Origin of the sequence: Variovorax sp. V35, from assembly GCF_041154465.1 — a bacterium.
Taxonomy (GTDB): domain Bacteria; phylum Pseudomonadota; class Gammaproteobacteria; order Burkholderiales; family Burkholderiaceae_C; genus Variovorax; species Variovorax boronicumulans.
Genome location: NZ_AP028666.1, coordinates 1894812 through 1907584 on the forward strand (window position 1 = coordinate 1894812; position 12773 = coordinate 1907584).

The window sequence follows — 12773 nt, forward strand, 5'->3', positions numbered from 1 at the left end:
GACCCTTCCAGTGCCTCATCTATCACCTCGCGCCCCTTAAGAAGACGGTTAGCTTCGGCCTCCCCAACGGCAGCAAGTCCTCCATTCGGTGCGGCGACTGGGCTGTGCCGCACACGATGCAAACGTTGGCGGCTAGGCCTTAGCGTGTCTAAGCAATCGGGAATCGCTGATACCCCGTCCAGCCCGACTTCGGGGCGGCACCGTCGCCTAGCCTAGAGCGCAGACACGGACGAGACTGTCTGAGATAAGCTCGATAAGACCTATCTGCTCTCTGCTATGGAAAAACTAAAGCAAGTTCTAACTCAGGAAGACACTGTCCTTTTCATCGGTTCGGGATTGTCGCTATGGTCAGGACTTCCGACTTGGGCGGGACTGATTGAAGAACTCGCTAGGTTCGTTGAATTGGCAGGCGGCAAAGCAGACTTGATCCGAGCCGAAGCGCAACGAGGCGATTTCTTGCAAGCAGCGAGCTATGGATTTGACAAATTAACGAAGCACCAGATTGGCGATTTCATACGGACAGCGTGTCGCTATGGAGTTGCCAAGCCGCATGAGATTCACAGAAGGGTTGTCTCGCTGGGAACGCGTTGCTTTGTCACGACAAACTACGACAATCTTCTTGAGGAAGCTCTTCGGCAATGGCAGCCCAACCGGTTTTTTCGCCCTCCAATAACTAATCGTCATCTCACAGAAACCGCTGAAATTGTGCACGCACGGGCCATTGACTTCGTTTTCAAACCACATGGTGACGCAGCGGACAGCGATAGCATCATTCTGACGCGAGAACAGTATCGACTGTTACTTCCACAGGGCGAGCGACAGAACGCACTGGAATCATTAAAGATGCTTTTGGCTAGTAGGCCAGTTGTCTACCTTGGTTTTGGATTGAGGGATCCAGATTTTCTCTACGTGCGCGATCTCTTAGCCAATACCTACAAAGGGGGTACGCGGGATCACTATGCAATCATGGCAGACGTTTCGGAAGCGGAATGTGACTATTGGAGACGAAATTACGGCATTCATCTCGTCGGCTACGCTACGACGATTCGTCCTGATCAGACAAAGGATCACGCAGCGCTTCTCGCATTGCTTGGTTCCTTCGCGGAACCTGCGCCCTCGCCTCTGAAAAAAATCGCAGGCGAAGCAGCTACTGTAATAAGCACACCAGATGTCGTCCTTTCCCTTGCTCGCCATGCAGCGAGACTGGCACGAACACCTAAGCTGAATCCCGAATTTCCAATTCGCGTCCACACCGAGAATGACAGCCATTTGAAGAGTGCTATTTATCATCGGCCAGATAAGTTTGATCACCATCTTGTCGAAAAATTCTTAGATGATGGACCGAACCGAGGGATTTTGGTTGGGCTACCCGGCGCAGGAAAAACATACGCTCTTCGGCAAGCTGCCGCGCGTCATGCCGAGAAACTTCATGAGCTCTGTCTCTCAGAGGTTTTTGACGAGGCTTCCGTAGTTATCCCCATCTTGGTAGACCTAAAGCTTTATCGTGGAGATCTCGCTGAATTAGTAAATCAGGTCCTGCCAAAAAGCTTACCTTTGGAAAGCTTGATACAGCGTTTTCAATTGAAAGTGTTTCTTGATTCTTTTAATGAAATGCCTAGGGAGTATTGGGAGAGCGGCGCCTACGAAGCGGATTTTTCAGAATTTACATCGAATATCGAGAGCTCGTCACTCATCATCGGTTCGCGAACAAGCGATGGCCTAGATAAGTTTGGGTTTCCTGTTTACTGTCTCGATCAGATTGATGAAGCAGTGGTTGCTGAGGAAATTCAAAAAATGAATATCGCTATCGAGGGGCGATTCGATCGCGAAATTCTATTTCTTTTGCAAAAGCCGTTTTATTTTCAACTTGCCAAATCTGGTGCTGTTTCTTTCAAAAAAGACGCTCACCCACGAGATTTCTATCAGGCACTTCTTGAAAATTTGCATCGAAACTTCAAGGAGCGATTTGCTAGAGAGTTTGATCTTGAGAAGGCCCTTTCCCTTGCGGCTTATGACGCTATCAATCGTGGCGAAGAGGCGTACCCGTTAGCAGACCTTCTTAGTGCATTAAAGTCGGGTCTCGAAGCGGCGGGCATCTTGGACATTGATGCCCGAGATGTTGCCAATTGGCTTGTCTCAACGTCGACTCTTATTCCTTACATTGGGGGGCGAGTCGCGTTTGCACATCAATCGATAACTGAATATCTTGCAGCTACGGAACTCGCGCGTCGCTATCAGTCAAGTCCGCAGATTTTCAAAGAGAAAATCGCCCTGACAAGGTGGGATCAAGCATTATTTCTCGCCTTGAGCATATTGCCGAAGACGCACGCCGATGCGTTTTTTCATGACATCGCCAACGCCGACTTCGAGCTAGCACTAGCAGCAGTAAAGTATGTTGAGGTTGGGCGTGATGAGATCGTATCAAACCTTCTCTCCTTGATTCCAGAACATCTCACCAAATTCGGTCCATTTGACAATCGGATTGGGTGGATAGTTGAGTCTAACCTTCCGATTTCGGAAGCTCACGAGCCAAAATTGCGGGCCTTGATGAAGGCGGGCGGCATGATTGGTGCAGCAGCCGTGAAGCGGCTTTTTGAGCTAAAGGGCGCCATCGTCAAAGATGAGTTGCTTCTGGAAATGTTGAACGCACGCTCTGACTACAACTATTGCTGTAACGGCATCGTGAGCGTCCTCCAGCCCTTGGTTACCGCGGCCGATATACCGGCGATCGTCGCACTCGTGGATTCCATCGCTCACGAGATAACTCTCGATTCGGGTGATGATGTGGCTCATGGATTTACGAGCGGTGTCGCAATGCTTCTTGTCGATCTAGAGATTTCTGCGATAAAAAAGTGCTTCCTAATGAATTCTGAGTCTAATCATGTGCCAGAGATTTATGCCCGAATACTATGTCGAATGCTTTGGAGGGTTCATTCAACGCAGGCTCTGGAGTTGGCGGGGGAATTGCTGTTGCGTGGTGTAAAAAAAGCAGCAACGTCTATTTATTTTGTAGCCAATTTTGCCGAAGAAAAAAATGAGTTGTCCTGGGATTATTTCAAACGAGAACACGTGGACCATCTCATTGCGATAGCGGAGGTTCCAGAGGAAGATGCGTGGTCATTAAAGGCGCTTAGATGCATCTGCCTTGGCAGGCCGGATCTGGCTCAAATTGTCAGAGATAGAGCGTCCGGCCGATTTGGAGTGGTGAGGGCTGCTCTTCTTTTTTGTGCCTCGCCAGGCAGCGAGGAGCAAGTGTTTGAAGCGTTGAATGAGCTCGTAAATATGAATCAAGAACAACGCATGCAGCAACCAACGCATTTCCTTGAGCAAATCGAAGTAGACTGGGCAGGACGTGAAACGCTTTTTGTTCAAGTGTTAAAAATACGGGATACGAAGTTGGCTTTGACTGTTCTCGATCAGGTATATGGGGAGAAGGGTGCCCCGCTGGGATTTCTTGATATTGGGCCTATTGAGTGGTGGTTGGAGTGGCTGGCTGGTGAGTGCAATTCGAATTTGAAGCACATCCTCTTGGAAAGAATATCTTGGTTATTCTCAATTTACTTGAGCCAAGATGTGCGTCATTCTTTTGTGGTTGAATTTAATAAGGATGATTCAATTTATCGATCGTTGCTTGCGCGTTCAATTTTAATTTATCAAAATCATCTTACGTCTGATGATTTTAGTTCGGATGCGATTTCTTTTCTCTTGAGAGGGTTGGAGTGCGAGAGGGGATTTGATTTTCGTGGACATCTTCTTGGGCGAACGGCAACTGAAAAATTTGTGATCGATCGTTTGTTGCCGTTGATTCGCGATGCTCAGGATCCATTAAAAGGAAATATTGAAGAGCTTGTTCGACAAGCAGGTTCTCGTCACGGAAAGCGCTACCTATTAAATTAGCATCGAGTCCTAAAATTCCGGACGGTGGTCGGTTGTGGTTCGAGTGATTTTTTTTGGGGGGATTTTGAGGTGGTAAAACGCTTGGCTTGGATTTGAGCGTGTAATTCACCTCGCTTCGAATTTGAGCGCGTGCGTTCCTGTGATCAATCGCTAGGCTCGTGCTATTGGTTTCGGCTCGGCGCAGCTCTTCAGCCTCAAAGGGACCTGCCGTTCTTCGAAATGACCGAACGGCCGGATGTGGGCGTCCAAGCGTCAGCGCCGCAGCCTCTGCTTGGACCGCAGCATGTTCCCCAGAGATTCCGCAAACCGCGGTTCCAAAAACGCTGCCAGGTGCGGCATCAGTAGCTGCAGCGTCACCGACCCCGCCAGCAGCGTGAGCGGAAAGCCCACCGCGAAGATGCTGAACTGCGGCGAGGCGCGGTTCAGGAAGTCCATGGCGAGGTTGAGCGTGAGCAGCGCCGTGATCAGCGGCAGGGCCAGCAGCAGGCCGCTCGCGAAGATGTCGCCGGCCGCGAGCACGATGAACATTCAGCCGCCGGCAGCTAGAGGCGCGTCGGCGCTTTGAGCCGCTTCAATGCAAACCGTCCCGCGTCCGCAAGCTACCTAAGTAGACCGGCCAGGATCTTGATCACGGGCACGCTTCCCATCCCTACGAAGCCTTGCGCCAGCTCTGGCCGGTAGTAGCTTCGTTGCGGTCTTGATGTGGTCTCATCGTCCCTGCCCAACGCGAAGCGGCAGCGGTCGGGTAGAAGTCGGCCTTCGACTTAGCCTGCCAATTTCTTCATAGGGGCGTGAGCTTCCTGTGGGTTTTCGACGCACCTGAGCTTTGTCGCCTTGTGTTGACGCCCACGCGCGTGCGTCGGGGCCGCGTCCTGTTCAGGCGCGGATGTGAAGGGGCGCGAACGACTTCACCAGGTCGTCCAACGCCTTCAGCTGCGTGAGGAAAGGCTCCAGCTGGTCCAGCGGCAGGGCGCTGGGGCCGTCGCACTTGGCCTGCGCCGGGTCCGGGTGCGCTTCAAGGAAGAGGCCCGCCAGGCCCACTGCCAGGCCCGCACGCGCCAGCTCGGCCACCTGCTCGCGCCGCCCGCCCGAGGCGATGGCGTTGGCCTCGCGTTGCTGGAGCGAATGCGTCACGTCGAAGATGACCGGCAGGTTCCCGGTGACCTTCTTCATGGTGCCGAAGCCGAGCATGTCCACCACCAGGTTGTCGTAGCCGAAGCAGGTGCCGCGGTCGCACAGGATGACGGAGGAATTCCCCGCCTCCTTGAGCTTCTCCACGATGTTGAGCACCTGCGTCGGGCTCAGGAACTGGGGCTTCTTGACGTTGATGACCTTGCCGGTTTGGGCGAGCGCGACGACCAGGTCGGTCTGGCGGGCGAGAAACGCGGGCAGTTGTAGGACGTCCACCACTTCGGCGACGGGTTTCGCCTGCCAGGGCTCGTGCACGTCGGTGAGCACGGGCACGCCGAACGCCGCCTTGACGGCCTCGAAGATCTTCAGGCCCTCTTCCAGGCCGGGGCCTCGATAGGAGTGGATGGACGAGCGGTTGGCCTTGTCGAAGCTCGCCTTGAAGACATAGGGAATGCCGAGCTTCTGCGTGACCCGGACGTACTCTTCCGCGGCACGCAGGGCCATGTCTTTCGACTCGAGGACGTTCACGCCGCCGAACAGGACAAAGCCCTTGCTGTTGCTGACGTGGATGGCGGGGGTGATGGCGACGGTGGTCAAGGCGAGCTCCTCTGAAGTGTCTGTTGCCCGCATTCTCGCGGTTCGGCTTCTGGCCCAGAATGGGCCCCTGGCCACCTACGGCCTGAACCTGCCTGCCCGATAGGGGCGGGGCATGAAAGCGACACGGGGCCGGTACGCCGTGATCCGCGTTAGGCTGCAGCGAACGCCATGAAAGTACTTTTCCCCAATCCCTTTGGCCGCGCGCCAGCCTCCGCGCAGGCGGTCGACGCGCTGCAGCGCCGCCTCGGTTTCTCTGACGCCTACGCCGCCTTCCTGCGAACCCAGAACGGCTTCTCGCTGTACGAGATGGAACAGGCCGGCGACATCGCAGCCTATGTGCAGCCAGACGGCACGGCGAGCAGCGCCTCGCACGCCAACTTCCGAGCGCTCAACAGCTTCGGCGCTTCGGACCCCCACTGCGACCTGGAGACGCTGCAGGCCGAGAGCCTGCTGGCCGCCTGGTTTCTGGACATCGGCAGCGACCCCGCGGGCAACCCGTTCGTGGAGGTGCTGCACGGCCGGCACAAGGGCAGGATCGCCAGCCTCGACCACGACCTCTTTGCAGGCAAGCTGGACACGCAGGAGTTCTTGGCCGACATGGAGCTGGCCCACCTCCCATCGCTCAGCCTGGACGCGCAGGCCGATGCGCTGTGCGACGAGGCGCAGGGCCTGGTGTGGTTCCACGCCAGCGGCATGCAATCCTTCCTGGACCATTGCATCCACTGCGACGACGATTTCTGGGGCTTCGTGGTGGACGAACGCGCGCCCTGACGCTGCCGGATCAGTTTCTTGCCACGCTCCTGAACGCCGCAGACAGGGCGTCCACGGCCTCGTGCGCCCGAGCCTCCCGGACCCTGGAGTGCAGCAGGACCGGCAGGCGCGGCAGGTCGGGCAGACCCAGCTTCGGCCCCACGTCGACGCAGCCCAGGGGCAGCATGCGCGGCGCCAACGCAGCGACCCCCAGGCCGGCCACCACCGCCGCCGCCACGGCCGCGACGCCGCCCCCCACGAACACCTCGGTCCACGGGATGCCGGCCGTGTCCAAAAGCTGCTCCGCCAGCGCGCGCACGTCGCAGGGCTGCGCCATCGTGGCCAGCGGCAGGGGCTCGCCCACGCGATGCTGCCAGCCTGCGGCAGCGAACCAGCCGAAGCGCTCCTGCGTCAGAAGCTTCCCGTCCGTGCGTCCGGCATGCAGCCGGACGATGACCGTGTCGAGTTCGCGTCGGTCGTAGCTCTGGAGCAGATCGCCCGACGAGCCGATCCGGATGTCGATGAGCAGCTGCGCGTCTTGCGCGTTCATGCGGGCGATCAGCGCGGGCAACTCCGGTCCTGCCACGTGATCGCTGATGCCGATGGTCAGTCGCTGGCGGGCGCTCGCAAAGGCCGCCAGCGTGCGATCGTGGACCGCCAGGAGCTCCCGGGCATGTCCCAGGAAGGCGGCGCCGCGCGCCGACAGCTCCACGTGCCGGGGCGTTCGCTCCAGGAGCCGGCAGCCCAGCCTGTCTTCGAGGCGTTTCAGTTTCAGGCTGATCCCTGCCTGCGTGGTCTGCATGACTTCCGCGGCGCGCGTGAAGCTGCCCAGCTCGGTGATGCGAACGAAGGCCTGAACGGCGTCGAGATCCAGCGGGCGATCAGTCATGACAAAAGATTGTTATTGAGATAAGTATCAATAGCAAATCCGAATACATAACATCCGCTGTTCCACCATGACCCGGAGCAGCGATGCCCACCATTCACATCTCGATGCGCGCGGGAAAGCCCGAGGCTTACCGGCAGGCGATCTTCGACAGCCTCTATCGCGCCCTGCGTGACACGTTGAACGTGCCGCAAGACGATCAGTTCATGACGATCACCGAGCACGAGGCCGCCAACTTCCGATATGGAGGCGCCTTCGGCGTCGCGCGCAGCGACGATCTCCTGTACATCCAGATCACCGTTTTCAACACGCGCACCGCGCAGCAGAAGAAGGCGCTGTTCCAGCGCATCGCGCAGCTGCTGGCCGAGAGCCCGGGGATACGGCCGGAGGACGTGTTCGTGACCCTGGCCGATGCACCCAGGGAGAACTGGTCCGTCGGGCACGGGCTGGCGCAATTTGCCTGAGGAACGGCGGCCGTCGGGCGGGCGAGAAATTGCCGGCCAGCCCCGGTGCTACCGGGACAAGGCCAGGGACGTCGGGCCGATCCCCCCGGTCGCCACCGCCGGCACGGCCATGGGCGCCAGGGCCCCTGTGTCGGCATCGATGGTGTAGGCCGACACGTCCTTGGAGACGTAGTTCGTGACGTAGGCAAAGCGACCCGTGGGGTCCAGGGCGATGGCGGTGGGGGACGCGCGTGCGGCCACCGTCGGCATGGCCATGGGCGTCAACGCGCCGGTACCGGCATCGATGCGGTAGGCCGACACGGTGTTGCCGGCCATGTTCACCACGTAGGCAAAACGGCCTGTGGCGTCCACGGCGATGGCGCGGGGGGAACGCCCTGTGGCAACGGTCGGCATCGGCGTCAGCACGCCGGAGCTTGCATCGATGGCATAGGTCGACACCGTGTCGTCGACCATGTTCACGACGTACGCAAACCGGCCCAGGGGATCCAGGGTCATGGCGGACGCGCCGACCCCCGCGGGCACCGTCGGCACGGCCAGCGGGCTCAGCGCACCGGAGCCTGCATCGATGGCAAAGGCCGACACGGCCTCGGCGCCCAGATTCGTCACGTAGGCAAAGCGGCCTGTGGGGTCCACGGTGATGGTGTGGGGGGACGACCCCGCGGCCACTACTGGCACGGCCATCGGACGCCATGCGCCGGTGGCGGCATCGATGGTGTAGGCCGACACCGTGCTGGCGCCCGCGTTCGCCACATAGGCAAAGCGGCCCGTCGGGTCCACGGCCATGGACATGGGCATCGCGCCCGTGGCCACGGTGGCGAACGGCGTCAGCACGCCGGTGCCGGCACCGATGGCGTAGGCGGACACGGTGCTGTCGCCTGAATTCGCCACGTAGGCAAAGCGGCCCGTGGGGTCCACGGTGATGGCGAGAGGGTTGGGCCCTGTCCCCAGCATCGGCGCGGCCATCGATCCCAACGCGCCGGTGCTGGCGTCGACGGTGTAGGGAAACAGGTTGTCGGAGCCTGAATTCGTCGCATAGGCGAAGCGCGCCGCAGGCGCGGCACAGACCACGGCCACGTCGGCAATGGCCGCATCCGCGACCGTGCCGGTGCCATGGCTGACGGTACAGACCCGGGTCAGGATGCGGGGCTGGCTCTTGACCGTGACCGCGTAACCCGCGCCGCTGGCGACTTCGGAGGCGAAGCTGAAGCTGCCGTCGGCTGCGATGCGCAGGTCGTCACCGGCGTTGTTCTGCAGCACCAGGCCCGTGCCCAGCAGGCCCTTGACCGTGCCGCTGACCTTGTAGGTCGGCGTGGGGGCTGCGGGTGCGGGTGCTTCCGGCGATGCGGGAGGCGCCGGGGCCGGGGTTGCCGCCCAGAAGGCGGGGAGCGAGCTGCCGCCATTGCCGCCCCCACCGCAGGCGGCCACGCTGACGATGACCAGGGCGCTCAGCGCGACCTGGCCCAGTCGGGCGGGCCCGCAACGCCAGGTGGACGGCTCGCGATTCGCATGAGGTGCATGCCGATGCGCAGGGAAGGAACGAGGGGACAGGACAGGGGCCAACATGGGTGAGATTCGCTTGGATGTCATGCGTTGCACGCAGCGTTTCCAAGTGTGTCGAGCCTGCATGCATCGCGCTATCCCAGAAAACTGGTAGACGGAATTCGAAGGAGGGCGACTTCCTCTTGCCGACAGGGCGCCTTCTCACGACGCCGCAAACCCAAGGTCCTGGTTCAGTCGCTCACCGCGCGCCTACTTGGCCAGGAGCGACGCAATCGCCGGCCCGGCCAGGCCGATGGTGGCACCCAGTGCATCGGCGTGGCCGTTGGGACTGTTCATCTCGACATACTCTGCCGGCGTGCCTTGCGCCTTGAGGATCTCCACGGCGCGTTGGGACAGGAGCGGCGGAAAAATCTGGTCCGAGCTGATGCCCACGAACAGCGACCTGGCCTTGATGCGTTCTGGCTTGGCGCTGGGCAACTGCAAGGCCTTCAGCGTGTACAGCCAGCTGTTGGCGTCCATGCCCTTGGCACGCGCTTCGCCGATCTTCTCGAGGGTGGCATCGACCGCAAACTGGTTTGCAGCCGCTTCGCCGGGGTTCTTGCCCGGGTCGGCCCACTTCTGACCGAAAGCCTTGTCGGCCCAGGCGAAGCTGAGTGCGTCGAGCGTGACCAGCCGCATGGCCTGCGTCATGCCGGCCAGCGGCTCGGCCTTGCCGTGGTAGTCGCCGTGGGCCCAGTTCGGGTCCAGTCGCACGGCCGCGCCCCACGAGCTCATCTTGGCGATGGCGTAGGCCGGGCTGTCGACGCCAGGTCCCACGATGGACACCAGGCGCTGCACGCGCTCCGGGTAGGCCGAGGCCCATTCCACCGACATCCAGGCGCCGGCCGACGCGCCCGCCACGGCGTAGAGGGTTCGAATGCCCAACGCATCGAGCAGGGCCTTCTGCACCTCCACCGTGTCCCGCGCAGCCAGCACCGGGAAGCGCGGACCATACGGTTTGCCGGTGGCGGCGTCGATGCTGGCCGGGCCGGTGCTGACGACGGTGGCCGATGCGCGATTGGGGTTGGACAACGCGTCGGTTGCGATGACGAAGAACCGATCGGTGTCGATCGGCAGGCCGGCGCCGATGATCGTGTCCCAGTAACCCGGCGCGGCGTCGCTCGCCGCATAACGGCCGGCGGCGTGCGAGGTGCCGGTGATGAAGTGATTGATGAGGATCACGTTGTCTCGCGCCGCATTCAGACGGCCATAGGTCTCATAGCCGATGCGCACGCCCTTGATGACCTGGCCGTTCACGGTCGTGTAGGTGGGCAGGTTGAATACCTGCTTTTCCACGATGCCGTCGAAGGCCTGTGCGTGCGTCGTGACGAGGGCCGCACAGACGGCGGCCGCGGCGCAAAGCAGCGTGTTCGAAAGAGAAAAAGAAGATCGTTGCATGGGGACTCCCGGGTGGTGAGGTCCGCACTGTCGGCGGCCGCTGCCAGGCGCGCATCCGGTTTGGCGCCCAAACGCCCGGTGGAGGGCATCAACGGTCGTGAGGCGGCATCGAGCGGTCGCCGTTCGGTCCCCTCAAACGACGGCTCGAGGACAAACTCGCCCCACGGGCCCTCGATCGGTGGCGGCATGGCATGCCAACCTCTACAGTGGCGCGATGCATGCAGCCGACGGCCCCCCGTGATCCGCGTTGATTCACCCATTCCCGCCCACTGGCTGGGCGCCGCGCGGCTGACGGCCGGCGCGTTCCTGCTGTGCGCGATCGCGGCCGGGCTGCTCTTCTGGGCCGCTCCTGCACTCGAAACGCCGGCGCGCCTGTTCGTCTTCGTCGAATGTGTCGGCATGGTGTTCATCGCGTGCGTCGCGGTGCTGGGCCGCTTTGGACGACTGCGGCGAATGCAGGCGCTGCCCCGTTGGCTTCTGACCGGCGCGATCGCCATCCCGACGGGGTACTTCGGGGGGCACCTGGTCGCGCTCCTGATCCTGGGCGAACCGATCGGCCGCGTCGTGGGTCATGACCGCGACTACATGGTGGCGTTCGCCTTCGGCCTGGTGCTGGCCATGTTCGTCCTCTACGTCGCTGCGACGCGTGACCAGCTTGCCAAGGAGGCGGTCGCCCGATCCGACGCCCAGCGCCTGGCCACCGAATCGGAACTGCGGCTGCTGCGCGCGCAACTCGAGCCCCACATGCTGTTCAACACACTGGCGACTCTGCGCTCGCTCGTCGACGAGGACCCGCGACAGGCCGAGCGCATGATCGACCAGCTGATCGTCTACCTGCGCAGCACGCATGCAGCGTCACGCGACGAAGTGACGACGCTGCAGTCGGAGTTCGCCCAGCTGAAGGCGTACCTCGACATCATGTCCTTGCGCATGGGGCCGAGGCTGGCCTATCGGCTCGACTTGCCCGCCGAGCTGGAGCGGATCGCCATCCCGCCGATGCTGTTGCAGCCGCTGGTCGAGAACGCCATCAGGCACGGCCTGGAGCCGAAGTTGGGCGCAGGTGGCGTTGAAGTGCTGGCACGTTCGATCGAGGGCGGCATCGAGGTCGCGGTGGACGATTCCGGTCTGGGCTTGTCGCCGCACCTGCCCGCTTTGGGGGGCAACGAGGTCTGCGGGGCCGGACTGAAAAATGTGCGTGATCGCCTCCAGACCCGCTATGGCTTGCGTGCGTCCCTGTCTCTGCAGGCCCGATCGCCGTGCGGCGTTCGCGCGGTCGTGAGGATTCCATCGTGAGCGCGTGGCGCGGCGTGATTGCCGAAGATGAACCGGTGCTGTCGAGAACGCTGCAGCGCTTGCTGCACGAAGCCTGGCCCGAGCTGGAGATCGTGGGCGTTGCCGACGATGGCCTGAAGGCGATCGAGCTGGCACAGACCCTGGCGCCCGATGTGATGTTCCTGGACATCAAGATGCCGGGCAAGACAGGCCTGGAAGTCGCCGAGTCCGTCGCTGACGAGTGGCCCGACGACCAGGCCGAACCGCTCTTCGTCTTCATCACCGCGTACGACAACTTCGCGATCTCGGCGTTCGAGCATGCGGCGATGGACTACATGCTCAAGCCGGCGACGCTCGAACGCTTGCAGGTCTGCGTGCAACGCCTGAAGCAAAGGTTGCACGAGCGCGCCCGGACACCGGCGGCCGGTGGCATGGCGGCCCTGATGGAGCGCGTGCAGTCGATCACCGATCCGGCCAACGCGCCCGAAAAGATCAAGGTCATCCGCGCCGGCGTCGGCAACACCGTGCGGATGATTCCGGTCTCGGAGGTGATCTGCCTGGAAGCCGCCGAGAAGTACGTCAATGTCGTCACGGCCCAGGGCGAGGCGCTGGTGCGCATGAGCCTGCGCGATCTGGTGTCGCGGATCGACGCCACCGACTTCACACAGGTGCATCGCGGCGTGCTCGTCAACATCCACAGCATCGTGAGTGCCACCCGCGACGAGAACGGGCGCTATAGCTTGTCGGTGCGGGGCCTGGCGCGATCGCTCAAGGTCAGCCGGGCGTTCGGGCACCTGTTTCGCGCGATGTAGCGGGAGCAGGCTTGTTGATGGCGAGGG

Annotated in this window: 9 protein-coding genes and 1 pseudogene; 5 read left to right on the forward strand and 5 right to left on the reverse strand. The window is 61.1% G+C overall.

Translation table 11 applies throughout. The annotated features are described in order from the left end of the window. The first annotated feature begins 276 nt into the window (after positions 1-276). Complete coding sequence (locus ACAM42_RS08770) at positions 277-3897, forward strand: SIR2 family protein (protein WP_369631755.1); 3621 nt, start codon at positions 277-279, stop codon at positions 3895-3897. Positions 3898-4149: 252 nt separating this feature from the next. Here ACAM42_RS08770 and ACAM42_RS08775 read toward each other — a convergent pair. Both ACAM42_RS08775 and kdsA read right to left on the reverse strand, forming a co-directional pair. Then, positions 4150-4398 (reverse strand): annotated as a pseudogene (locus ACAM42_RS08775) (flagellar biosynthetic protein FliR); the annotation flags it as partial. A 375-nt stretch (positions 4399-4773) separates the two neighbouring features. Continuing rightward, the gene (kdsA, locus tag ACAM42_RS08780) at positions 4774-5658 is read right to left on the reverse strand and encodes a 3-deoxy-8-phosphooctulonate synthase (protein WP_369631756.1); all 885 of its coding nucleotides are present in this window, start codon (positions 5656-5658) and stop codon (positions 4774-4776) included. A 135-nt stretch (positions 5659-5793) separates the two neighbouring features. Between kdsA and ACAM42_RS08785 the strand changes: the two genes are divergently transcribed. Continuing rightward, positions 5794-6396, forward strand: a complete 603-nt coding sequence (locus ACAM42_RS08785) for an SMI1/KNR4 family protein (RefSeq protein ID WP_369631757.1) — start codon at positions 5794-5796, stop codon at positions 6394-6396. Positions 6397-6406: 10 nt separating this feature from the next. Here ACAM42_RS08785 and ACAM42_RS08790 read toward each other — a convergent pair whose 3' ends face one another. Beyond that, positions 6407-7264: a LysR family transcriptional regulator gene (locus ACAM42_RS08790; protein ID WP_369631758.1), complete on the reverse strand. Its 858-nt coding sequence runs from the start codon at positions 7262-7264 to the stop codon at positions 6407-6409. An 83-nt stretch (positions 7265-7347) separates the two neighbouring features. Between ACAM42_RS08790 and ACAM42_RS08795 the strand changes: the two genes are divergently transcribed. After that, positions 7348-7725 (forward strand): tautomerase family protein, encoded by a 378-nt coding sequence (locus ACAM42_RS08795; protein ID WP_062469294.1) that lies wholly within the window; start codon positions 7348-7350, stop codon positions 7723-7725. A gap of 48 nt (positions 7726-7773) precedes the next feature. On the opposite strand, the gene ACAM42_RS08800 is transcribed toward ACAM42_RS08795, so the two are convergent. Beyond that, the gene (locus tag ACAM42_RS08800) at positions 7774-9288 is read right to left on the reverse strand and encodes a lactonase family protein (RefSeq protein ID WP_369631759.1); all 1515 of its coding nucleotides are present in this window, start codon (positions 9286-9288) and stop codon (positions 7774-7776) included. Between the two features lie 186 nt (positions 9289-9474). Continuing rightward, complete coding sequence (locus ACAM42_RS08805; protein WP_369631760.1) at positions 9475-10662, reverse strand: homoserine O-acetyltransferase; 1188 nt, start codon at positions 10660-10662, stop codon at positions 9475-9477. Positions 10663-10899: 237 nt separating this feature from the next. On the opposite strand from ACAM42_RS08805, the gene ACAM42_RS08810 reads away from it, so the two are divergent. Further along, entirely contained in the window at positions 10900-11955 is a 1056-nt protein-coding gene (locus tag ACAM42_RS08810; protein ID WP_369631761.1) for a sensor histidine kinase, read from the forward strand. After that, entirely contained in the window at positions 11952-12746 is a 795-nt protein-coding gene (locus ACAM42_RS08815; RefSeq protein WP_369631762.1) for a LytR/AlgR family response regulator transcription factor, read from the forward strand. Before ACAM42_RS08810 ends, ACAM42_RS08815 begins: the two co-directional genes overlap by 4 nt. The last annotated feature ends 27 nt before the right edge of the window (positions 12747-12773 follow it).

Bases quoted from the DNA above. Each gene is read 5' to 3' on its own strand.
- ACAM42_RS08785 (WP_369631757.1), top strand. From the start codon at position 5,794: ATGAAAGTACTTTTCCCCAATCCCTTTGGCCGCGCGCCAGCCTCCGCG.
- ACAM42_RS08800 (WP_369631759.1), bottom strand. From the start codon at position 9,288: ATGTTGGCCCCTGTCCTGTCCCCTCGTTCCTTCCCTGCGCATCGGCAT.
- ACAM42_RS08795 (WP_062469294.1), top strand. From the start codon at position 7,348: ATGCCCACCATTCACATCTCGATGCGCGCGGGAAAGCCCGAGGCTTAC.
- ACAM42_RS08805 (WP_369631760.1), bottom strand. From the start codon at position 10,662: ATGCAACGATCTTCTTTTTCTCTTTCGAACACGCTGCTTTGCGCCGCG.
- ACAM42_RS08790 (WP_369631758.1), bottom strand. From the start codon at position 7,264: ATGACTGATCGCCCGCTGGATCTCGACGCCGTTCAGGCCTTCGTTCGC.
- ACAM42_RS08770 (WP_369631755.1), top strand. From the start codon at position 277: ATGGAAAAACTAAAGCAAGTTCTAACTCAGGAAGACACTGTCCTTTTC.
- kdsA (WP_369631756.1), bottom strand. From the start codon at position 5,658: ATGCGGGCAACAGACACTTCAGAGGAGCTCGCCTTGACCACCGTCGCC.